Source organism: Paraburkholderia fungorum (genome assembly GCF_900099835.1).
Taxonomy (GTDB): Bacteria; Pseudomonadota; Gammaproteobacteria; order Burkholderiales; family Burkholderiaceae; genus Paraburkholderia; species Paraburkholderia fungorum_A.
Genome location: NZ_FNKP01000004.1, coordinates 403,302 through 425,729, shown reverse-complemented (window position 1 = coordinate 425,729; position 22,428 = coordinate 403,302). Strand labels below are relative to the sequence as shown.

Annotated in this window: 16 protein-coding genes and 1 pseudogene; 7 read left to right on the top strand and 10 right to left on the bottom strand. The window is 57.6% G+C overall.

Annotated elements, in window-relative coordinates:
* The first annotated feature begins 761 nt into the window (after window positions 1-761).
* Entirely contained in the window at window positions 762-1,793 is a 1,032-nt protein-coding gene (locus BLS41_RS37625; protein WP_074774699.1) for a DNA-binding protein, read from the top strand.
* Between the two features lie 714 nt (window positions 1,794-2,507).
* Entirely contained in the window at window positions 2,508-3,665 is a 1,158-nt protein-coding gene (locus BLS41_RS37615; protein WP_074774697.1) for a PDDEXK nuclease domain-containing protein, read from the top strand.
* A gap of 187 nt (window positions 3,666-3,852) precedes the next feature.
* Here the strand turns inward: BLS41_RS37615 and BLS41_RS37610 are convergent, their stop codons facing one another.
* The 10 genes and pseudogenes from BLS41_RS37610 to BLS41_RS37570 form a co-directional block, all read right to left on the bottom strand.
* A complete protein-coding gene (locus BLS41_RS37610; protein ID WP_366487253.1) occupies window positions 3,853-5,010 on the bottom strand; it encodes a hypothetical protein in 1,158 nt (385 codons plus the stop codon).
* Between the two features lie 453 nt (window positions 5,011-5,463).
* Window positions 5,464-5,754: pseudogene (locus BLS41_RS40355) on the bottom strand (hypothetical protein); the annotation flags it as partial.
* Window positions 5,755-5,814: 60 nt separating this feature from the next.
* Entirely contained in the window at window positions 5,815-7,395 is a 1,581-nt protein-coding gene (tnpC, locus tag BLS41_RS37605) for an IS66 family transposase (protein ID WP_074762619.1), read from the bottom strand.
* Window positions 7,396-7,458: 63 nt separating this feature from the next.
* The gene (gene tnpB / locus BLS41_RS37600; protein WP_074762618.1) at window positions 7,459-7,797 is read right to left on the bottom strand and encodes an IS66 family insertion sequence element accessory protein TnpB; all 339 of its coding nucleotides are present in this window, start codon (window positions 7,795-7,797) and stop codon (window positions 7,459-7,461) included.
* Window positions 7,794-8,168: an IS66-like element accessory protein TnpA gene (tnpA, locus tag BLS41_RS37595; RefSeq protein ID WP_083379920.1), complete on the bottom strand. Its 375-nt coding sequence runs from the start codon at window positions 8,166-8,168 to the stop codon at window positions 7,794-7,796. Before tnpA ends, tnpB begins: the two co-directional genes overlap by 4 nt.
* Before the next feature lie 522 nt (window positions 8,169-8,690).
* The gene (locus BLS41_RS37590) at window positions 8,691-10,043 is read right to left on the bottom strand and encodes a type II toxin-antitoxin system HipA family toxin (RefSeq protein WP_083380297.1); all 1,353 of its coding nucleotides are present in this window, start codon (window positions 10,041-10,043) and stop codon (window positions 8,691-8,693) included.
* The gene (locus BLS41_RS37585; protein WP_253189940.1) at window positions 10,043-10,432 is read right to left on the bottom strand and encodes a helix-turn-helix domain-containing protein; all 390 of its coding nucleotides are present in this window, start codon (window positions 10,430-10,432) and stop codon (window positions 10,043-10,045) included. The genes BLS41_RS37590 and BLS41_RS37585 overlap by 1 nt, the downstream gene beginning before the upstream one ends.
* A 33-nt stretch (window positions 10,433-10,465) precedes the next feature.
* On the bottom strand, window positions 10,466-10,729 hold the full coding sequence (locus BLS41_RS37580) for a hypothetical protein (RefSeq protein WP_074774688.1): 264 nt from the start codon (window positions 10,727-10,729) through the stop codon (window positions 10,466-10,468).
* Between the two features lie 228 nt (window positions 10,730-10,957).
* Entirely contained in the window at window positions 10,958-11,857 is a 900-nt protein-coding gene (locus BLS41_RS37575) for a hypothetical protein (protein ID WP_074774685.1), read from the bottom strand.
* Between the two features lie 173 nt (window positions 11,858-12,030).
* The gene (locus BLS41_RS37570) at window positions 12,031-13,191 is read right to left on the bottom strand and encodes an IS30 family transposase (RefSeq protein ID WP_074774971.1); all 1,161 of its coding nucleotides are present in this window, start codon (window positions 13,189-13,191) and stop codon (window positions 12,031-12,033) included.
* 1,289 nt (window positions 13,192-14,480) lie between these two features.
* Between BLS41_RS37570 and BLS41_RS37560 the strand changes: the two genes are divergently transcribed.
* From BLS41_RS37560 to BLS41_RS39465, 5 genes are read left to right on the top strand one after another with little or no spacing between them, the layout of a single operon-like run.
* On the top strand, window positions 14,481-14,843 hold the full coding sequence (locus tag BLS41_RS37560) for a hypothetical protein (RefSeq protein WP_074774679.1): 363 nt from the start codon (window positions 14,481-14,483) through the stop codon (window positions 14,841-14,843).
* Window positions 14,840-17,329, top strand: coding sequence for an Hsp70 family protein (locus BLS41_RS37555; RefSeq protein ID WP_074774676.1), 2,490 nt, complete (start codon window positions 14,840-14,842; stop codon window positions 17,327-17,329). The genes BLS41_RS37560 and BLS41_RS37555 overlap by 4 nt, the downstream gene beginning before the upstream one ends.
* Window positions 17,330-17,331: 2 nt before the next feature.
* Window positions 17,332-18,771: an ATP-binding protein gene (locus BLS41_RS37550; RefSeq protein WP_074774673.1), complete on the top strand. Its 1,440-nt coding sequence runs from the start codon at window positions 17,332-17,334 to the stop codon at window positions 18,769-18,771.
* Window positions 18,725-19,825 (top strand): lysozyme inhibitor LprI family protein, encoded by a 1,101-nt coding sequence (locus tag BLS41_RS40350; RefSeq protein WP_143026514.1) that lies wholly within the window; start codon window positions 18,725-18,727, stop codon window positions 19,823-19,825. The genes BLS41_RS37550 and BLS41_RS40350 overlap by 47 nt, the downstream gene beginning before the upstream one ends.
* Window positions 19,822-21,465, top strand: a complete 1,644-nt coding sequence (locus BLS41_RS39465; RefSeq protein WP_216350665.1) for a hypothetical protein — start codon at window positions 19,822-19,824, stop codon at window positions 21,463-21,465. Before BLS41_RS40350 ends, BLS41_RS39465 begins: the two co-directional genes overlap by 4 nt.
* Window positions 21,466-22,428: the final 963 nt, after the last annotated feature.

Sequence of the window (22,428 nt, the reverse complement as noted above, 5' to 3'; positions counted from 1 at the left end):
GGGCGCGATGATCTGTTTCGGGGCATTGTGTCGGAGGGGATTGTCGGTGCGCAACGATAGCAGGAGGGGGCGAGGGCCGGTCAATGAAAACCGGTGGCCGGCTTCCGGAGCCAATCCCGCACGCTAACGTTCATCTCTGTGGCTGTGTGCGCCGTTCGAGCACCCATGTGTTCGCGGATCTGCTGCCACGACGCGTCTATCGCACCACCCCGGGATGCCATGCGGCAATGGATACGGCAAACCGGTGGACTGCGATGCTGCGGTGTCGCTGTGTGGTCTGCGGCCGCTGGAAGTCCTTCGCAGCGGGTTCCAGATCTCTGCTCTCCACTGTGAGGTCGCCTTATCGCGTTTGCGTGCGGGCGTTCGCGAGAGGCGTGGCACAGGCCGCCGGCATGCGCCCAAGGTGGCGGCGGCCGCCCGCTCAGCTGCATCGGTATTGGCAATGATCCCAAACGCGCTCTTGCAATCTAGGCGCGCACGCCGGCATTCCTCACTCCTGTAAAACCTCACCCATTTTTCGAGACATTTTATATCTCTTGCGAACCTATCCATAGCGGCCGTCTACCGCGTGGTTCAAAACGGTCCCGCAGCAGTGCTGGTAATTGCGATTTCCTTGCCATACGTCGAGAGGCTCGTTTTCGCAGGCGTGTCGACATATTTCACACGACATTATAGTAATAATGTCGCAAATTTAAATAAATGAGTGATATATCGGTCGTTTTACGTAGTAAAATTATCTCCAGCGAATTACGGATTTCCCCATGGACGCCGACCTTTCCCCTGATGCCGCTCTGGCTGCCGACATCGAGCGCGTAAAGCTCTCGCACCCGAAAACGCGCGAGTTGTACCGCGAGGTGTGTGCGCTGCTGTTCTTCCGCTACGGCATCACGCCCACTGCGAACCGGCTGTACCAGCTGGTCCGGCGCGGCAGCATGGGTACGCCGACTCAGGTGCTCGGCGAGTTCTGGACGGAGTTGCGCGAAAAGAGCCGCGTGCGTATCGAACACCCGGACTTGCCGGCTGATCTCGGCGCGGCAGCAGGCGAACTGGTGGCGACCCTCTGGACGCGTGCGACCGCGTCGGCCGCGACCGCGCTGGACGCGCTGCGCGATGAAGTAGAGAGCGCAAGGGCGGACGCGCAGCTATCGGTGGCGGCAGCCCGCGATGAACTTGGCCGGGTCGAGATCGCGCTCGAGCAGCGCACCGCAGCGTTGCTCGCCGCCCAGGTCGAAGTACGGGAACTGGAGAAGGCGCAGGCCGAAGGCCACGCTCAACGTCAGGCGCTCGAGGCCGAACTGGAACGCAGCCGCGCGGCACTCACCGCATGCGACCGCGAACTGGTGGAGGTGAGGGAAGGTTTTTCGCGCGATCTCGACAAGCTGCGCGAAGCGGCGGAGCGTGCAGAGGAACGGCTGCGCGCATCGGAAAAGCGCGCTCTGCTGGAGATCGATCGGGAGCGCAGCACGGCGGCAAAATTGCAGAAGGAGGTTGAGGACGTGACACGCCGAGCAGAGCAGAGAGAGGCCGAGCATCGACGTGTGATCGAAACGATGCAGACGCAACTGGGCGAAACACGGCATCAGACGGGCGTGCTGCAGGGGCGGCTGGACGCGGCCGTAGCGGAGAACACACGGCTGCAGTCTGAGGTTGTCACGCTGCGGGAAGCACAAGCGGGCGCTCCCGGCACCGGTGAACGCACTGCCTCCGCCGTTGATCGCCGGCCGCTACGTGCGGTTGGGCCTGCTCGGAGCGGGCCGGCCAGACCGCTCACACGTCGCAGGAAGGTAGGGTAGGCAATACGTGAGCCCCATCACACGGCAATCTGTGCGCAGTAAAGGCGCAAATTTCGTCTTTCGGACTGACCCATGCTGGCATCCCCCCAGCCCCGGGATGCGACGTGAAACACTCGATCGACTGTCAACATCCGTCAGTGCACGAAAAGGGTGTTTGCGACACAGGCGCTTGCGGCGGTACTGCGGCGAAATCGTCCGATGGCATGACGTCGTGCGCCGTCACGAGCCCGAGAGATTGAAGGCCATACTTTTCTGTTCGGGCTGTCGTATGGGATCGCGATCGACGGCAGCCATGGCGGGAATTCCGTACGATCGCTAAATCAATCGTGCGCGCCGAAATGTGAAACCATCGAAGACACCGAGCGCTCCTTCATCGACACCGTGCGGGCGATGGTGAGGGTGACGACCGTTCATTGAATTCCCGTGACTGACAAGCCGCTGGATGGCGGGGTGTGGATGCAGTACGGGTGCGGGTGTGCGGCAACGGGATCTCGTTAGTTTTTACTCGCCGTGGTGGCCATCCACGCGCAACGACACAGATTTGGTGGCCACGATCATCAATTACAAAACGCCAGACTTTGCAGATCTCGGTGCAACCGTCAGAATCGGAGTCTTTACGGCGGTTAACCTGAACGAAGACAGCCCTATGTAAAACGAAGACGGGGAATACCCAGTCGGGGCTCCGTTCCTCAATATGAATTTTGGACTGAATCGATGAGCGGTAATACTCCGCCGGACGACGACTACGACAGTACCCTGAGCGACGTGATCGCATTGCTTGAGGAAGGAAGGCGGGCTGCGGCGCGCAGCGTCAATGCACTCATAACGGCAACATACTGGCTGGTCGGCCGGCGCATCGTTGAATCGGAGCAAGGCGGCCTGGAACGCGCCGCGTACGGACAGGCGGTCCTGCAGCGACTGTCGACCGATCTAACCGGGCAGTTGGGACGCGGCTTCGGAGCGGATAATCTCGAATTGATGCGCCTGTTCTACTTGAGCTATCAACCAGGCGAGATTTCCGAACCTGCGATTCGGAAATCTCGCAGTCGGGTAGCACAGCCAAAATCCGAATCACCGATTCGGGAATTTCGGCTCCATGAACTCGCCGAACGGTTTCCTCTGTCGTGGACGCATTACGTGCGCCTGATGCGAAGGACGCGTTCGCCAGAAGAGCGGGTGTTCTACGAACAGGAAGCCTTGCGCGGCGGCTGGAGCGTGCGCCAACTGGAGCGACAGATCGGAAGTCAGTTCTATTCGCGCACCCTGATGTCCAGAAACAAGCAGGCAATGCTTGAAAAAGGCAACATTGAGCAGCCGGGCGACGCAGTCAGCCCAGAGGAAGCGATCAAGGACCCGTATGTGCTCGAGTTCCTCGATCTGAAAGACGAATATTCCGAAAGCGACCTGGAAGACGCGTTGATTCACCGTTTCGAAGACTTTCTGCTCGAATTAGGCGGCGATTTCACTTTCGTTGGACGACAGAGAAGGTTGCGGATTGGTGACAGTTGGTTTCGTGTCGATCTCCTGTTTTTCCATCGGCGTCTGCGATGTCTTGTGATCGTTGACCTGAAACTCACCGAGCTGAGTCATGCCGATGTTGGGCAGATGCACATGTATTGCAACTATGCAAAGGAGCATTGGACGCTACCTGGCGAAAATCCACCAGTCGGCCTGATACTGTGCGCCAGGACGAATGCAGCAATCGCGCGATACGCACTGGACGGACTACCGAACAAGGTGCTGGCCGCCGAATACAACATGGTGCTCCCCGACGAGAAAATGCTTGCTCAGGAGTTGGAGAAGACCCGTCGTCAATGGGAGGCGCAGCATCCAGCTCTACCGTCGATAAAGCGGGGCGGTCGCAAGACTTAGCCGAAACGCGCGGGGTGGTCTTGCGTGCCTCGAGTGCAGGACCCAACCTGACCCGGCCATTTGCTCGAGGAATGTTCCTGCCTGCGTTCACCGGCACTTGCCGGTTATGAAGTGCTTAACGGTGCACGAGGCGGCGCTTTTCAGCTCAGCCGCAAGTAGGGATGTCCCGTTCAACAGTCGATTGAAATCAGAGCGCAACGATCTGTTGCAACAACGCCAGCGCTTTCACTTCGTCCAGCCGTCCGGTACGCGCTTTACCGGCGAGCGTCTTGATCAGCGCCTCTGCGATCGGTGCAATACCGATCAGATCGTCAAGGCTGGTCACAGCCGCAGACCGGCGCGGCTCCGTGACGATTTCGGTGAAGGCGGCTGATACAGCCTCCGGTTGGGAAGCGGACGCCGGGACGTCGTTGTCGGCAGGTTGGCTGATCGCCAGATCGGTAACCGATGCGGGCGTCGCATCTTGTTGCTCCACGACATTCTTCGTCGCAACTTCGCCGCTATGTTGCTCGGTCCCAGACGATTGAGCCTGTGAGGCGCTAGCGTTTTTCGCCTTCCTGGTCGAGACCTTTCCTGTCACCGCCGCTTCCGGCTTTGTCGCAAGCGGCGCATGTTGAACGGATGCAGGCCGACCCGATTGCGGATCGAGCAGAGCCGAGACCGATTCAGGAACATCCATGACCAGCCGCGGAACGTCGAGCCAGCCAGTTGGCAATCCAAGGCGCTCAGTGAAGCGTTGCGCTTCGGCGTCGTCCATGCGCTTCTGGCCATACAGACGGTTGTCCAGATTCGACGCGCTGATCTCAACCACCACGGCAAGCCGCACTTTCGATCCCTTGCGTGAGGTGAGGACGTGCAGGTTGGCGCGACGGATTTTCTGCAGCGCGGCCTCGTCGTTCAGCGGCAGCGATTGCTGAGCCCCGCGCTTCATGTGTGCCCTGGTTTTCGTCGCTGCCGGTTTCGGCGACGGCGCTGTAACTGACTTATCCGCGGCAGGTTTGTTCTTCGCGATGGTCTGTGGCGAGCCGCCATCAGTTTTCTTGGGCATTTCCGGTTCCTTGGGCAAACGGTCAGCAGGCGTGCGATGGTTCGCAAGCGTTAAAGGTACATGCTCGTCCGCCGCTTCGGGTTCGACATTGGCGTGGATGAAATCGAGCGGCGCCTTCAGACGACTGATGGTCTCTGATGGGAGGGCAGGGTTGGGCTGATCGAAAAAACCGTCAGGCAGTCCAAGCGTCGTTTCAATATGAAAGGCGGTCTCGGGAGTGAATCTCTCGCCGTTGATCAGTTCGGCCACGCGCGACAGGTTCGAGTCGAGGCCGAGCGCGATGTTCTCCGCACCCACTGCATCGACCAGCCATTTGAATGAACGCGTTTTGAAAATGGATGCGGTCTGGCCCGGCTCGCGAGCGGGTGGAGACTTTACGTACGGCTTGTTTTGTCGGTGAGATGTCGTTGAGGGCTGGCGGGTTGGACGCCCCCCCTTATCCCGAGATCCCGGATATCGGCCACGTGGCTGACTCATCAAGTGGGCTCTCCATTGGTGAAATCACTATCAATGCGGGGATTATAAGCGAGGGGCAGGGAGGCAAACTGCCCAATCGGATGACGCGTCACAAACGCGGTTGGAATGGCGACCGGACGCGACGCGCCTTTCTAATTCAGCAGTCGGTTGACGCGGGGGGGAGGCCGCTCGTCGGCCTTTGCCGACACTAGGACGGGCCGACTGTAAGGTCAGCAATGTGGCTGAGTGCAGTCGGTGGCCTGGTGCGGCAATCGAATGACCGTCTTCCCAATGCGTGGTTTCAATATGAAAGGCCGTCTCGGGCGTGAATCTCTCGCCGTTGATCAGTTCGGCCACCCGCGACAGGTTCGAGTCGAGGCCGAGCGCGATGTTCTCTGCGCCCACTGCATCGACCAGCCACTTGAATGAACGCGTTTTGAAAATGGACGCGGTCTGCGCCGCTTCGCGCGTGGGACGAGATTTTGCGTACGGTTTGTTTTGACGGTGGGATGTCGTTGAGGGCTGGCGCGAAGGACGCCCTCCGTAGTCCCGAGATCCCGGATATCGGCCGCGTGGCTGACTCATAAAGTGGGCTCTCCGTTGATGAAATGTAAGCGACCGGCAAACCCGCCTTGACGAATTGAATTATCGAACAGGGTCCGCTGGTTGCCAGCGATGAGGCAGTAATGTCGCGATATCGCTGGCCCTGTGGGTTGGCAGCTGTGTGAGGACGTCTTTCAGATAGGCGTGTGGTTCGTGCCCATTCAGTTGCGCTGAACGTAGCAGACTCATGATGGCTGCGGCTCGTTTTCCGGCTCGAAGTGAACCAGCGAACAACCAGTTCGACCTGCCAATAGCCCAAGGGCGTATCTGGTTCTCAACCCAGTTATTGTCGATAGGCACGTGACCATCATCGAGATAGCGGGTCAGCGCATCCCATCGTTTAAGACTGTAATCCAGCGCTTTGGCAATTGCCGAGCCTTCCGACACCAGCTTGCGCTGCGCCGTCATCCATTCGTGAAGTGCGTCGCAAACCGGTTTGGCCCGACTTTGCCGGAGGGTGTAGCGTTCCTCAGCTTGCAGTGTTACGGCATCACGCTCGATGTCGTAAAGCGCAGCGAAGAACGGCAGCGCCTGCGCGGCGATCTGACTGCTGTGATTAGTGTGCAGATCGAAGAACTTGCGTCTCGCGTGCGCCGCACATCCGATTTCAGTGATGCCCTGCTGGAATCCAGCCTTGTACCCACTGTAGTCGTCGCATACCAGTTTGCCTTGCCAGCCAGCGAGGAACGCGCGGGCATGTTCGCCTGCACGGCTGTCGGCGAAGTCGTAGACCACGGCGCGCAGTTCACTGTAATGCGTCGGCGTATATGCCCACAGATACGCGCGATGTGTCTTGCCTTTGCCCGGACTGAGCATCTGTACCGGCGTCTCATCCGCATGCAGCACACCCTGCTGCAGGATTTCCTGGTGCAGCGCGTCGACCAGCGGTTCTAGCTGCACGCCGCACGTGCCGACCCATGCGCCCAATGTCGAGCGCGGAATCGCGACGCCTGCTCGCCCAAAGATCTGCTCCTGACGGTACAGCGGAAGGTGGTCGGCGTACTTGGCAACCAGCACTGACGCCAGCAGTCCCGCGGTCGGGATGCCCTTGTCGATGACGTGCGCTGGCACCGCAGCCTGAATCAGTGTTTCGCAGTGTCTGCACACCCACTTCCCACGGATATGCCGCTCCACGGTGAACACGCCCGGCGTGTAGTCCAGCTTCTCGCTGATGTCTTCGCCGATGCGCACTCGCTCGCAGCCACACTGGCATACGGTGCTCTGCGGTTCGTGGCGAATCTCTGTGCGTGGCAATTGCGCCGGCAGCGCGGCACGCTTCGGCTGTTGGGGTAGCGGCCCGGTGGTGTCTTGTGGCTGAAGTTGCTCGAGCTCAACTTCAATGGCGGCGAGATCCGCGTCAATCGCCTCATCCAGCAGATTCATCTGATCGCGGCTGACCTGCTCGCTGCGCTTGCCGAACTGATAACGTCTGAGAATCGATATCTCGTGGGTCAACTGGTCGATCCGGGTCTGCCGGTAGCGTAGCTCCCGCTCTTTCTCACCGACCTCGCGGGTCTTCTCCTCGATCTCCCGGTCCCTGTCTTCGACGCGCGCAATCAATTGTGTGGCGAGCGCACGCAACTGTTCCGGGCTAAGAGCATTGAGGTCGGCTGGCAGGTCCATGCAGACGAGTCTGCCAGAACCCCGGAGAGCGCGAAAGCGCGACTGTTTACGTCCCTGGCGTCTTCAAATGACACGGATCACACCGTTCGCGCCGATGCGCTGCCACGGCAAACCCACTACCAGACCTTCGAGCTGTTCCTGCGTGAGCGCGTATTGCCTGGGCTCGCTACCGGCGCGCGGCCAGACGAATTGGCCCTCATTCAGCCGTCGCGCGGCCAGCCAGATGCCAATCCCATCGTGAACCAGGACCTTCAGGCGGTTGGCCCGCCGGTTGGCGAACAGGTACGCATGGTGTGGATGCGCGGCGCCGAACACGTTGATCACCCGACCCAGTGCCGTATCGAATCCGGCCCGCATGTCCAGCGGGTCAACTGCCAGCCACACCTGATCAATACGGATCATGCGAGCCACTCGCGCAGCCAGGCGGCGCATTGCGCTGCCTCTGAGGTTGGCCAGCTCACCGTTATCGACAGGTCCGCGCGACGCACCTCGACGCGAATCTCAGCTGTACGCGTGTTTCGCATCTCAAGTGGCAGCGGTACAAATTCCGGTGTCGGTGTCCGCGCCGCTGATGGGGGCGCTGTCAGGTCGCTACGGGCCACAAGCACACAATCGTTCGTTTCGGCCTGCTCGACCCAGCGTCGAAGCAGATTGGCGTTCAGCTTGTGGTGCAACGCGATAGCCGCGAGCGACACCCCCGGCCCCTGGCAAGCTGCCACAACCTGAGCCTTGAACTCGATACTGTAGCGCCGGCGTCGTCGACGGCCAGGCACTACTCCTTCTTCAATAGTGTTCACGTGTCCACCTATTTAAGTGCACACGATGCTCCCACGACTTTCAGCGCAACTCAAGATGAGATGACCGGGCGCTTACTGTCGTTGGCTCCCGCTGCTGACTCATTCGCTGACGTTCTCTGCTAGCCAGCGGATCAAGCGGCCTGCGGCCAACACACAATGAATGTCTCTTGATAACGGAAGACCCGCCGTTTGACGACGCGTCATCGAAGGACCGGCGCCATAAATCTGAGCGCTTGTTGACGTACGCTCGAGCGCGCGTTCAGGTGCGAGCGGCTCGCTGGTCAGGCTTTGAATGCCCGCGTTTCCTTTGTAGGTATCGCGCGACGCTCCTGTTGCTACATGACAGGAAGGCCAAAGCAACTACTATGAACAAGTCCTTGCTCTGTGCGAGAAGGCTTGAAACCGTATTTACGGGGCTGCGCGTAGACGACTCGCGCGCCGATGCGCGGCGGCTGAATATCTTTTGTCTCGCACTGACGTACGTGGGATCACCTATCTTCAGGGGAGCTTTTTGCGGAGCTCAGCAGTCGATACATCGTCGATGTGCCGGAAAGCAGGCTGGATGTTGTCCATCTCGTTTGCTGCTACGCCATGGCCCTCAAAAAAGACTTTCCACTCACGCACCTTTGTCCAGACCTCGCTGATCGCCTCGAGCACATCTGCTCCATAGAGTCCGAAGGCGCCAGCACCCGGCAATGCGTTGTCGAGCGTGGCGGCGCGTCCCTGCTGGCCGATACCGAGATGCAACGTGCGCTCATATGCGCTGCTGGGGCGCGGCATGACGTCATAGAGCGGGCTAAGCCGCCAGCCCGGCAGTCTCGCATCCCAGATGAACCCGTGGTTGCGCAGATGATCGTCGTCGTTGCTCACGAAAATGTTGAAGATCATGCGCTTGAAGAGTTCGCGCAAATCCGCACGGACCATACCGACATGCACATACTTGCGGATGGAGTCTGCGATGTCCTGGTAGCTTTTCGTGATCGACTCGACCTCTGAGCAGCCGACCAGGGTGAGGGCGCTCGCGAACGGCACCCGGCGCTCCTGCGTGCCTTTGCCTGGTGCGAGATACAATCCGTCGTCGCCGACGCTGGTGGCGAATTCCGGGTTGCTCCAGTAGCGGTCGAACCGGCGGATCAGCATGACCTGGCGCTTGCCGAGGGACACTATCCGGGTCGGGGGCACGCGAATGCCGCAGTCAGCTGCGAGTCGAAGCGTGGCCTCCTCGATCGCGGTCACGGCCATTCGGTCGGTCTTGCTCGGAAATTTCGCGAGCCACAGGACCCCTGCGTCATCGCGTACGGTCGCTTTTGGCCGCGCGCCACCCAGTCCGCTTCCCTGTACGAAAATCGCCTCGAGGGTCGCGGGTACTGGAATGCCTTCTTCGATGCGATCGGCGGATTCAACGAGATACTGAAGTGAGTCGACACCCGCGCCGCCAGCATCGTCAGGGCGCCACGCGAGATCTCCATTGACGTGGAGCGCGCCGATGCGCTGCGTGCCCGCATGAAGCAAATACGTCGATTCTGGAAGCGTATTTGCCTTCACCTTCAGCTTCGCTTCAATCACTCGCCGGCCCCAGGCGTCCGGCGCAGCGTCACGAATGCCGCCAAAAAGCGTCAGCCCGTTCGCGGGGAAGAGGCGCTTTGCGCGGACAGCGTCCTTATCAGACAAACTCAGGCTGACCGGGTCGATCTCAATCGCGTCAGCGCGATCGATATAGCGCAGTCCATATGCAAAGCTGGACGCCTGCAGATCTGCATCGTCCTCCGTCATGAGGAGCTGGCCGGCCGGAGCCCATTCGCCATCGGAGAGAGACGCGAACACATAAAGGCGTTTTTCTGACGCGGACATCAAAAATCCAGATCATCAAGTTCTTCGGTTGAAAGGTTGCGCACGCGCTGGGTGCGCTCGCGCTCCGTCTGCGCTTTTAGCGCAGGGTCCCGGGCAGTAATCAGATCGAGCAGGGTGAGTCCAGGTGCAATGGCTTCGAGGTAGCGTAGCCATTGACCGATCGCGACCCCAGGATCGCCGGTTTCGAGCCGGTACGCGGTATTGCGCGAGAGTCCCGCGCGCACGGCGGCTTCACTTTGCTGAACATGTCGCGCGACGCGAAGTCGCGCGAGCGACTGACCCAAGCGCTGAGTTTGTTTGAGGATCGCGGGGCTGACGATGACGCTCTGTTTGCTTTTCATGATCGTTAAAACGAGCCGTACCGGCTTAAGGATCGATTTATCGAGCATCAGTGTAGCACATGGTCGGTAACCAGCGTGAATTCAAATGCTCGATAAATCGAGCATTAACGCCATAGTGTTCGATTTATCGAGCATCAAGGCTGTTCTGGTGCTGGCAACGGTCCCGCCGGAAAAGTGCCCGATGCGCCGGAGCGAGGACATTTTCACCCCGTCCTTGATGCATCGCGTTTGGTGACAGACGAGACGCTGAAGGGGGATGGATGCGCTGGCGTATATCGCGACATAGTCGGCGCGCAGTGCTGCGAACGACGCCAGCGATACGACTTCAGCAGTTCGAGGAAACATCAGGCTAGTCTGCCACTGCTTGATTGCTGACTTCCGGTGTCCATTCCATCTCGGCCATGAAGAGTCGTTCGGTACCTTCCCTGCGGAGACGTTCGGGCGTCCGGTTTACCCGCAAAACCACCACTCCAAAGCCGATTAGGGATGGCGCAAAACGGCCAACACCGTCGTAGGTAGCGGGCGTGTCACGCTACGGTGAAGTTGAGAGGATTTCCTTCCACCGAAGTCGGTCTACGACTGGTCACCACAGTCTGGACTGAATGGCTTCTGAGCAGCGAGCCATTTGGCGTAGTTGCCGGTCGGATCGTTTTCCGCCCGCAGGACTTCGCGGCGCTTGAGCTCCGCGAGTATCTGGCCGTGCTGGCGTAGCAACGCTTCATTGCTTACGGAAGTCAGATCCCTAGCCGGCGCCATCGAGCCGAGTTCCGCGAGGATCTGGGGCTGATACTTGAAGAGTAGTTGGTCCAAATGCGCGGGTGTGATCTTGAGGGGTTTGCATACGCCCTTAACAAGAAACTCCTCGATAGCGGCGTATGCGGCCGGCGGAACCTTGGCGGGTAACTCCGGCACGATTTGGCTCACCACGCCCATTACGCGGCTGTCCAGGGCGATCCGATCCGTCGCCAAGCCAAACCCGGTCGTAAGAAAATCGCGTGCTCCCTTGTTCTTTATGTAGGACAAGTGTTTCGCGACGTAATTCCAGCGTTGCTCCGAAGTCTCCAATGCCGCGACGTCGCGAATAAAACCACTCGGGCCGCCTTTGTAAGCCTTGAGGACGGCCAGGTTCTTGATTAGGGCTACAACCTTCGGGGACGACTCCGGATTGAGATCGGGGACGTATCGAGCCTTGATCTCGGATAATACTTTCCCGATCTCTTTCGCCGCCTCGGCCTTCGAAATCGAACATAGAAAGCTGTAGTCCAACTTCGCTCGGATGTCCGTATCTTTGAGTCTCTTAGCAGGCTCCGCTTTTCCAACCACAACGACCTGACTCACTACCCGGATCCAGACGTCCGTATCCGTCATCTTCAAGTGGTCGTCGGCGGATGGCAGGAGAACATCGTCACCGAAACGTTCGTGAATCCAACGAAATATGGCGAGCTGTTCTTCTGTGAGCGAGGGCAGATTCATGTCATTCAAGCCGAGTTCAAGGGATTGTTTTGCAATCGCATTGTGTCATATCGCTCATATTCGATGCGGAGCCAACTGGGCTCCGGAAAATAGATGCCTGGCTTTGAAAGTCAGGGGCGCTAGCCGGCCCTCGGCCAGCGCAGAGGCGCGGATGACCATTCAACCTGGCGGATTCAACCGGTGGATGCAAAAGTTTGCTGGAACCGTTCAGCTGGCGTTTCGTAATTCAGCGTCTTCCTGGGACGCTCGTTCAGGCGCCTTGCCACGGCGTTGAGTTTGGCCTGCGAATACACCGACAGATCAGTACCTTTCGGGAAGTACTGCCTCAGCAGTCCGTTCGTGTTCTCATTCGATCCGCGCTGCCATGGATGTTGCGGGTCGCAGAAGTAGACGGCAATGTCAGTGGCGACGGTGAAGCGCTTGTGTTCTGCCATCTCCGTTCCCCGATCCCAGGTTAGCGATTTGTAGAGTTCCTGCGGCAACTTGCAGGCATGTTTGATAAGCGCATTAATGACCGTCTCGCTGTCCCTGGTAGCTATCTTCACCAGCATCACATAGCGTGTCTGGCGCTCAACGAGCGTCGCAATCTGACTGCTCCCGCTGCCGCACAGCAGATCCCCTTCCCAGTGGCCCGGTACCGCGCGGTCCTCAACGGTGGCTGGGCGTTCGCTGATCGACACCGTGTCGCGAATCCTGCCGTGATCATCCGTCTTCTGCGTGTGATGGCGCGAGCGGCGCATGGCGCGGGTGCGCCTCAAATGTTCCAGCAACTCCTTCTTCAGGGCACCACGGGCCTGGATGAACAGACTGCGATAGATGGTCTCGTGTGACACCTGGTAATCCTCGTTGCCCGGGTACGCACGTTTCAGCCATCCGGCGATCTGCTGGGGTGACCACTCCAGTTGGAGTTTGTCTGCCACGATGCGTGCCAACATCCAGTGTTCAACCAGCTTACAGACTTTGGGCCGCTGTGCCCGATCCCAGGCAAGCTGGTCGGCACGGCTTGCCGGATAGCCGTCTGCGTCACTGTTACGTTGGATCTCACGACAGATGGTGGAGGGCGCGCGTGAAAGCCGCACGGCAATGGACTGGATCGAATCGCCAGCAACAAGCGCCCTCGATATCTCCTCGCGTTCGGCTAATGTTAGCGCCAGCCGCGATCGATGTCGCTGCGCTGGCCGGATGCCGCCCGTTTCGGCCAGAATCCGTTGCACAGAGGAGTGGTTTCGATCAAAAAGCTGGGCAATATGCTGAAGCGATTCGCCCTTCTGCCAGCGCTCCCACATCAGCGCTTTCTGCGTATCGCTGTAATAAATCCGGCGTCGCTGTTTCATCTGCAACACTCCCACTGCTTGCGCAGTCTTCAGTGTGTGGCAGATTGTCGCCTTGATGCGCTTCCCGAGTTTCAGGTACAGCTCGACCGCCCGAACGCGGTCTTCGTATGAATACATGGACTACCTCCAAAGTAGTCCAAGATTTTGTCCGTATCCCCAGTAGGTCAGTTCTGCGTGAACATCAACGGCAGTTGTCGACCGGCGTGCCCGCGCCGATGGCTCTTGTACCTTGCAAACAGCCACTGCGGTCGCACTTGGTCGGAAGGCTGGATCGGGTCGCCTGCGGAAGGTGACGACGCAACCCAATCCATCTCGCATCGATCCGCGCGATCTTCCGGATTCGGCCAAATTGGGATGATCATCTTTTCCGTGCATGTATGGACCCGGCGAACGAGAGAGAGCGGGGAACACTGTGCGTGGACAAGATAATTGCACGGTATCTGTTGATTTTCACAAGATCCTGACCAGCCCTTCGTCGAACCGGAGCACGGCAGCCTCCCTGGCATCAGGACTACCCTCTCCAACTCATCTAGGACTGCTGGGCCAACCTCGAGGCGGACGCCGTTTGGCAATGCGGCAATCAACAGGAACGCCGGCGCTCATTCGATTGGTGCCCGTGCCAGCGGCTGGCAAGGAGTCTCCATCTGGACGAAGACCGGGTCATCCGACTGCGCGACGGGAACAATCTCGGTCTGGGCCCGACTGACAGGCTCACTCGCAGGCCCGGCAATTCCGACCCGGTTCCACTCGCGTTGGTACTGCGAAATCCGGGTCCGCACGAGGCTTGGACTGATACCGTGATCCATCTCGGTACGCGCTGTCGATAAGCCCGGCTTAAGACATCCTGTATCAGCTCGCGCTCCATTCGCTCTTCGTGCTTGCGCCGCCCGTCACCCTTCAAATCAGCTACCAGACGACTCTCCAACCCTCCTTTCTGTTCGCTCATTTCCCCCTGTCGGCACTTGTTGAACGTGACGGTGTACTCAAATGAGCAGGAAGATAGGATGCATTCGTGGGGTCGGCGACGCGAATGCATCACCGACCCCCTCGTGCATAGCCTCGCATGTTACTATATTGTAAGCATATGTAACGTCGATCAGAAGAGCGCAGGCCATATGTCGGTTACACGAGGGTACAGCGAGGAACTGCATTCCGACTCACTCCGACGTTGAACTTGGCGATAGCTCAAAAAAATAGCAAACATCAAAAAACTGTTCGTCAGATGCCGCGTTTCCACGAACTTATGTCGGGCATGACAATAGAAGTTATTCAAATAGGGGATTTCGGTGATGAAGAACGGGGATAACCAAGCGGAGCAGTCTTTAATCGACATGGCAGTAGAAGGCTGGCGTTTTTCCCGCCTTTTTGCGCGAGTAGTCAGCAAACTCGACGCAGGCGAATCCACTCGCTACCTGAATCAACTTCGCTATTTCCAGAAGAAGGTTGACGAAATCCTCGACGCCAACGATCTCAAACTGGTCAACGTCGAGGGACACCCTTACGATCCCGGGATGGCCGCCTCCGCCTTGAATCTAGGCGACTTCGGTGCCGAAGATCTCTTGCTGGTAGATCAAATGCTGGAGCCGATCATCATGTGCCGAGATGGCTTACGCAAAGAGGGCACAGTGATGTTGAAAAAGGTGGGCGCATGAAATACGTAGGAATCGACCTCGGCACGACCAACAGTGCCATTTGTTCATTCGATGGCGAGTCAATTCGCCTACATAAAAGCCCAGAGCAGTACGACGTCACTCCTTCTGCGATCTTTATCGATCGTCGTGGCAACAAGTACGTGGGTTCCCGTGCTTACAACAATGCTTCGCGCAATCCGGATAGCGCTGCGACGTTGTTCAAGCGACTTATGGGCACCAGCACACCGGTGAAGATGCCCGCGGTCGACCTTACCTTGACGCCTGAAGAATGCTCCGCCGAGGTACTCCGCACTTTGTTCGGCTACTTGCCGGAAGAAATCCGCGCTGATGGCAACACAGGTACGGTCATCACAGTTCCTGCCGCATTTAACCAAATGCAGAAAGACTCCACGATGTCCGCTGCCGATATGGCTGGCCTCGGGCGCGTTGCTTTGATGCAGGAGCCAGTGGCAGCCGTGATGAGCATCATGCGCCAGCGAAAGAACGACGGTGTTTTTATCGTGTACGACATCGGTGGCGGAACTCTAGATGTTGCCATTGCCGAGAGCATCTCTGGCCGAGTCAATCTGTTGTCACATGGCGGTATAGCCATGTGTGGTGGACGAGATTTTGACCGAATTCTTTTTGATAACGTCGTCAAGCCGTGGTTGCTTGAAAACTTTGACCTGCCAGTAGATTTGGCATCCGATCCAAAGTACAGGTCACTGCGTACCATTGCGACGTGGGCTGCCGAAAGAGCAAAAATCGCGTTGTCGCAAAATGATGAGGCTGTTATCAGCCTTGCCGAAAGCGAGCTTGGAGCGCGTGACTTGGCCGGTGAGGAGGTTTACCTTGATATTCCCATCGATCGAAACCAGTACGACGGTTTGATTGCATCAAAACTCGATGAATCCATCCAGGCTACCCGAGAGAGTCTCGAAAAGGCTGGGTTGAGCCCTCATGATGTGGAGCGGCTGGTCTTTGTGGGCGGCCCTGCTCAATACAAAAACTTGCGAGACAAGGTCGCCTTTGAGCTTGGTATTGCGTCGTCGACCGAGGCGAACCCGATGACAGCGGTCGCCGAAGGTGCGGCCGTGTTTGCCGAGTCCATCGACTGGGACTCGCAGAGTCGTGGGCGCAAGAGTTCCCGTGGTGCACTCAGCGCTGGTGGCGCACTCGACCTTTCGTTTAACTATATTGCCCGCACGCCGGAGCCCAGGGCCAAGATCGTCGCCAGGCTATTGCGTGCTCATACCGGCGTCGAGCTTCAGATCGACAGTCTCGACACAGGCTGGTCGTCTGGGCGCGTCGCGCTGAAGGATGGCGCAAGCATCGAACTCAGCTTGACCAAACCCGGTGATAACGTCTTCAAGGTGTTCGTGTTCGACTCGAACGGCGCACCTGTTGACTTGCGCGAAGACAAGATCGTTATCGCCCGTACCGCCGTCAGCGTCGATGCGATTCCAGCATCCCACACCGTCAGCGTCGAAGTTCGTGACAAAGTCGGCGGCCGCTTGTTGCTGGACTACCTCGTGCGCGAGGGCGAGCAATTGCCGAAGAAGGGCAAAAAAACCTTCAAGGCGGGCGAGTCGCTCAAAGCCGGAAGCGCTGGCTCGCTCAAGTTCAAGCTGTGGGAAGGCGAAATCTCCGATTCCATCAATGACAACCGCTTCATCGGCATGTTCGAGATTAAGGGTACAGACTTCGACGACGGTGTAATCACCGCTGGCGCAGAACTGATCTGTGAGTTTGAAGTGCTCGACTCCGGCAATATCCGATTGGAAGTCTCAGTGCCTTCCATCAGCGGTTCGTTTCAGAGCGGGCACAACTACTACTCCAGTCAGGAAGGCAAGATTGACTACACCAGTCAGGCCAAGAACATTAAGGAGCAGTCGGCGATTACGTTGGGGCGTCTTGAAGAGATGGCATCCGAGCTGGACGACTCGCGTCTGGAACAGGCCCGTGAGAAGTTGCAGAAGGCGAGCGGAATTAAACCTGGCGAGACTGATCCTGAAACGGCCAAGCAGGCTATGGACAACGTTCAGGACGCCAAGCGTCTGTTGGCGTTGAGTCGCAAAGAGAATCTGAAAGAGATTCGCCAGCTTGATTTGGACAAGTCCGTCGACTTCTTTGAGAAGAATGTGCGTCAACACGCGGGCGTGACCGAAATCACGTCGTTCGACAACCTGGTGAAAACGGCGCAGCGCGCTATTCCAAATCCAAGCGGTGACTTTGAATCGCATCTGGACGATTTACGCGGTCGGAGCTTTATGATCCTGTGGCGTCAGGACTGGTTCGTGATCGATCGTTTCAAATGGCTGGCACAGGGGACCCACCTCTTCGCCGACCTGCGCGAGCACGCACAGTTGGTCGCTGTCGGTGCAGAGGCTCTGAAAGCCAACGACATCGACAAACTGCGTACCGCCGTTGCTCATCTCGATTCTATCCGCATCGGTTCCGCGGGCGAAGCCGACATGATGGCGGGCGCAAACATCGTGCGGAGCTGACCATGGCCGTGGAATCGTGGCTGCCTGTCGGGCTTATGTTGCCTGATGGCGCGAAGGTACGGATCGCATTGTTCGAAGGCACAGACTGGCAGATTTACGAGACGATGGGAGGTGGTCGCGCGCTGGTGGTACACGACTCTCTGGCGCAACGTTGGCTGCAGTCGGGCTTGGTCGCTGAAGGGACGCTGGACGTTTTCCAGTTCGGCGCGCTCCAGCTTCGGGTGATTTCCTGCGCACCAAGTCAGACACTCTGCCCGGTTAGTGAAGGAAAGTCTCCGGACAGCAAATCCGAGGCGTTGTCGTTTGCTTTGGGATTGAAAGCGACGCGCGACATCGATGCGGAATCGCCACTTCAAGATGCGATCTACGTCGAGAAAATCACCCGCTTGTTGCCTACCTACAGCATCAGTTCCAGAATTGGAGACGACGTTGTGCTCGGTTACTGGCTGACGGGAGGCACAAGTATTCCGGCAACCTCGTTCCGACGCCTGCGCCAGACTATGAGCTGGCTCGGCGCGAGTCACTTGAAGGATGTCGTGCAGGCAGCAGGTTTCGAGGTCGGCGAGATCATTCCGCTCGAACGCGAGACTGGGACGCCGTCCGAGAAAACCGAAGCGTCTCCCGCCGACGAAAAGGTGGAAGCCAGACGCACCAGCCCAGAGCCGAACAAGGTGTTCGAGTTGGCAGGTCGTCCGGAACTCGCGGCCTTCTTCAACGAGCACGTCGTAGACATCGTCGTGCACCGCGACCGCTACAAGGCGTTTGGCATCGAGTTCCCGTCCGCAGTGATTCTGCACGGCCCCCCGGGCTGCGGCAAAACCTTTGCTGTCGACCAGCTAGTGGATTTCCTTGGCTGGCCGAGTTTCCAGATCGACGCGTCGAGCGTTGCCAGTCCCTACATCCACGAGACCAGCAAGAAGGTAGCGCAGGTGTTTGATAACGCGATGGCGAACGCGCCATCTGTCCTCGTGATCGACGAGATGGAGGCGTTCCTTGCAGATCGGGAGATGGGGACAGGCCATCACCGTGTCGAGGAAGTAGCCGAGTTTCTGCGCCGTATTCCGGAGGCTGTGCAGCGAGACGTGTTGATCATCGCCATGACGAACAGAATCGAAATGATCGACACAGCGATCCAGCGCCGGGGACGCTTCGATCACGTCATCAAGGTGGACTTCGCCAGTGAAGTCGAAGTGCAGGAACTACTAGAAAAGTTGCTCTCCGCTTTGCCGAAGCAGTCGTGCGTGGATTCCAAACCGCTGGCAAAAGAGCTAACTGGCAGACCCTTGTCTGATGTCACTTTTGTTGTTCGCGAAGGTGCTCGTCTTGCCGCCCGGTCCGGAAAGGACAAGTTAGATCAGCCCAGTCTTCTCGCTGCGCTCGAACTGGCACCTGTGCGTGATCACCAAAGTAGCATCGCAACTCATCGAATCGGGTTCATTTAGGAGACTCGTGGCAGTGGATAAAAACGATAAGAAGCTGGGCAAAGGCTTCGGGGGTCTGAATGAACTTGTATCCGACGTGGATACGACGCTTTCGCCTGCTAGACAGAGGGTAGCTAGTGGCCGCTCTGAAGCAGACTCGGACGCTAAATTTCCGGCTTCCCAGCCAACGCCCCCCGCGCCGCAATCCATCCCACAGCGGCCTTACACAGCGACGAAACAATCCGGAGGCGGTTCATCCGGTGGAAAATGGGTAATTGCAATCGTCGCTGTGGTCGGGGTGTCGGCGCTCATTGGCATACTTGATAAGACTGCTCCACCACCGGCTCCCACATACTCGCCCCCTGCGCAGACAGAGACGCCCAGTTATTCGCCTTCTTCTGAATCTCAGCAGATGCCTTCACGTCCGGCTGAGTCGATGCCCCCGATCGGCCAAGCTCTCGTCTTTTCGACGGAGCAAATCCGGTATTGCATGGCAGAGAACATCCGCATGGACGGAGCGAAATCCGCTCTCAACAATTACAGTGACGACGACGTGGACAGGTTCAATGCAATGGTGGGCGATTACAACAACCGTTGTGGGAATTTCCGCTACCGAAATAGTGCGCTGGAAAGTGCTCGGCGAGATATCGAGCCGTACCGAAACCAGCTTCGCGTCGAAGGGATGATGCGCTTCTCTCCAGCGCCGGCCACAACCTCGCTTGCGAACGGAGGTCAGCTTGACGCTAATTCCAGTCTCAACTCGGCTCCCGTAACCATGGAAAGTACCGAAGCGACATATCCCACAAGTTTTGATTGCACGAAAGCGCGCTCGATTCCTGAAAACCTTATCTGCCACGACCCCGAGTTAGCCGCGGACGACGTGGAGTTGTCCGCTATCTACCAACAGGCGAAAGCGGCTGCTTACGATCAGAAGGCCTTTGCAGACAGAACACGCAAGCAATGGAACTATAGGGAAAAGCATTGCCGCGACAAGCAGTGCGTTGCTGCATGGTATGCCTATCAAATAGACGTTCTGACCAAAATTTCGCAGACTGGGGATGTAACTTCCAAATGAAGACAACGCTACATATGTCGCCTTTTGCCATATTAGGCGTAACGACTCGCGATGACCGCAGACGCATAGTCGCGGTAGCGGAAGAGATGTCTTTGGAGTTGGATCCCGACGTTTGCCAGAAGGCGCGTTCCGACCTGACAAGTCCGCGGAACAGACTGATCGCGGAAATCGCGTGGTTTCCCGGCGTTTCTCCACGTAAAGCGACCCAGGCACTCGAAAGCTTGCTTAGCAAGCGAATGGCGGTAAGGCAGGAGTCGGGACTGCCTACGCTCCCACACCTGAATCTGCTGGCTGCTGCGCTCGAACCGGTGAACGGAGAATACAACGCGGACGACTTGGTTGGCTTCATAGAGGAGATTGCGTATCTCGCCGATAACCTTAATTCGGAAGCTATTCTGCGGGACATCAATGAAGATCGCGCCGTCTCCGGCTTCCCGGAAGTACGATCCGTCGATCAGATAGAAATCGAACTTGCAGAGCGCAAGCGCTACTACTGCAGCGTCATCAAAAGCGCACTTGATAGCTTGCCGACAATGGCACTCGTTCAGGTCATGACGGACGTTGTCAATCGGGTTACAGCCGGCGGTGAGAATCACGCTCCTGAATTGATTGATGATCTTGTCGATAGCTATGAGGTGGAAGCTCAAGGTTTTCTTCAGAGCGAAGCCGAAATCGTCCGCAAGCTGATCAAAGCAGTCCGTGATGCAGCTGGCGCTGGCGAATCTGCCGTCAAACCTTATGTGGACAAGCTTGAGGCCGTGGTGCGGAATTGGGACAACGTTGCACAGCCAATTCAACTTAGCTCCAAAGCTCGCGGTATTGATCACGAACCGAGCCGTGAATTAGGGTGGGCCATTCGCAGCTTGGCGGTTGATATCTTCAACGGTCACGACATGTTGAAGCAGTCTCAGCGACTCACAAGCCTGATTCAAGAACTTTTTTCGGAAGTGCCGGATGTTTCTGATCGCGTGAGCGAGGATTCCGAGGTCCTCACGGATATTCAGCAACGTCGAAATGAAGCGGAAGCGATCAATCCCGTGAGGGATCTTGTCGAGGAAGTATTGAAAAGTATCGAACTCAGTCCTGACACGGCAAGCGCCGATGGAGAGCGTTTGTTAATCGAAGGTATGGCTCTTCTAGATGCGTCACCCATCAAGGCGGAATCTGCGACGTATTGTGAAGGAAAAGACATAATCGCAGCCGGTGCGATGCAATGTGCCATAGCTTTTGGAAATAAAACTTCGCAATGGGCTCCTTGCGTCTCCCTTCTGCAAAGGGCTCTGGAACTTGCTTCGGATACAAACCTTCGAAAGAGAATTAGCGACAATCTGGTTATCGCCAAAGGGAACTCCGATAACTTTGGAGACCTTGAGCCGATCGGGAGCGCGCCATCGCTACGTACGATTAACGGGATTGGCTTTGCTCTTTACGGGAAAACCGATTCAAAGCCTGGGGGATCGTATATGGCAACCTACTATTTTGTGTTCTTTTTCATTCCGATCTGGCCAATTGCCCGGTACCGCGTAATTTCCTCTGGTCGTGGGTATAGATTCCTGGGGAAGGCCAAGTTGCGGGCATTCGATAAATGGCATATTGGCGTCTTTCTTGGCCTAATGTTAATCGTTCTTTTGAATGGGTAGCGAGCGGCCTCGCGTTCGCTCCAATAGATATACGGGGCGCGGTCCATACGGAAGTAGAATTGCATCTCAGCAAGGGACTCGCCCTTGTCGAGGAAGTCGCTAGGTTGTCGGGAAACACGGCTCGCCTATGAAGGCGAGCTTGCGGCCCGTAATGCGTTACTCGCAGCGATCTCCGAGCGAGAGGTTACGCCCGTAATGCTCATCTCCAGGTCATCGAGAAACAGCGACTGAATCTCAGTCAGCAAATACCGCTACGATCGAACAGGACCGCGTTGTTGGCAACTAGATATGCCTGACGGACCAAGGGATCAGTCGAGTGGTTCTGGGCACCAGGTTCGGCCGGCTGATGTACGGGCAGGGCGCTCAAGCGAGCCATCTTATAGGCGGCTTTACAGAGACCACGACACCTACCACGATCCGGATCCGCATCAATTCGATTCGGTCCACAACGCTTGGCGGTATGACTGAAAATATTGACCACCGACGGAGACCCGCAAATGAAATTAAACGGCGAGATCTATGACACCCCGGAAGACTGGCGCCCATGCAGTTGACCGTTTGCGGCCGGCCTTCTTGTCCGGCCGCAAACTCACTTGATTTCACCATTAGCGGAGAACTGGCTGCCTTTGACGGTATCAGGTCTACGGCAATTAAAACGTTCCTACGAGCGCGCTCAAAACTATGCAAAGCGCTGCCGTCGCTCTGCTTGCGACCATTACTGCCTTACACACTCGGGTTACCGAAGCAAAAAAGTCAGTTGTAGAGTGCAACGCCTTAGCGCAATTCGCCAGTCTCTTCCCTGGCAAACAGGCTGATTGGCCTGCCGTATCAGCCGACTGCAGTGAGTTACAGATTTGTTCAAGAAGACGCGGCACCAATAGAACAAGATTCCTGGCTATGTACACCGCCGATCAACGAGGGCGCTTGCTAGCCGGTACCTTAGCGCGTCGTCATGATCGTGCT

What these genes read in the sequence shown, in the direction of transcription:
- BLS41_RS37625 (WP_074774699.1), top strand. Translation starts at nt 762, where the DNA reads ATGGACGCCGACCTTTCCCCTGATGCCGCTCTGGCTGCCGACATCGAG.
- BLS41_RS37615 (WP_074774697.1), top strand. Translation starts at nt 2,508, where the DNA reads ATGAGCGGTAATACTCCGCCGGACGACGACTACGACAGTACCCTGAGC.
- tnpC (WP_074762619.1), bottom strand. Translation starts at nt 7,395, where the DNA reads ATGGACCTGCCAGCCGACCTCAATGCTCTTAGCCCGGAACAGTTGCGT.
- tnpB (WP_074762618.1), bottom strand. Translation starts at nt 7,797, where the DNA reads ATGATCCGTATTGATCAGGTGTGGCTGGCAGTTGACCCGCTGGACATG.
- BLS41_RS37590 (WP_083380297.1), bottom strand. Translation starts at nt 10,043, where the DNA reads ATGTCCGCGTCAGAAAAACGCCTTTATGTGTTCGCGTCTCTCTCCGAT.
- BLS41_RS37585 (WP_253189940.1), bottom strand. Translation starts at nt 10,432, where the DNA reads ATGCTCGATAAATCGATCCTTAAGCCGGTACGGCTCGTTTTAACGATC.
- BLS41_RS37580 (WP_074774688.1), bottom strand. Translation starts at nt 10,729, where the DNA reads ATGTTTCCTCGAACTGCTGAAGTCGTATCGCTGGCGTCGTTCGCAGCA.
- BLS41_RS37575 (WP_074774685.1), bottom strand. Translation starts at nt 11,857, where the DNA reads ATGAATCTGCCCTCGCTCACAGAAGAACAGCTCGCCATATTTCGTTGG.
- BLS41_RS37570 (WP_074774971.1), bottom strand. Translation starts at nt 13,191, where the DNA reads ATGAAACAGCGACGCCGGATTTATTACAGCGATACGCAGAAAGCGCTG.
- BLS41_RS37560 (WP_074774679.1), top strand. Translation starts at nt 14,481, where the DNA reads ATGAAGAACGGGGATAACCAAGCGGAGCAGTCTTTAATCGACATGGCA.
- BLS41_RS37555 (WP_074774676.1), top strand. Translation starts at nt 14,840, where the DNA reads ATGAAATACGTAGGAATCGACCTCGGCACGACCAACAGTGCCATTTGT.
- BLS41_RS37550 (WP_074774673.1), top strand. Translation starts at nt 17,332, where the DNA reads ATGGCCGTGGAATCGTGGCTGCCTGTCGGGCTTATGTTGCCTGATGGC.
- BLS41_RS39465 (WP_216350665.1), top strand. Translation starts at nt 19,822, where the DNA reads ATGAAGACAACGCTACATATGTCGCCTTTTGCCATATTAGGCGTAACG.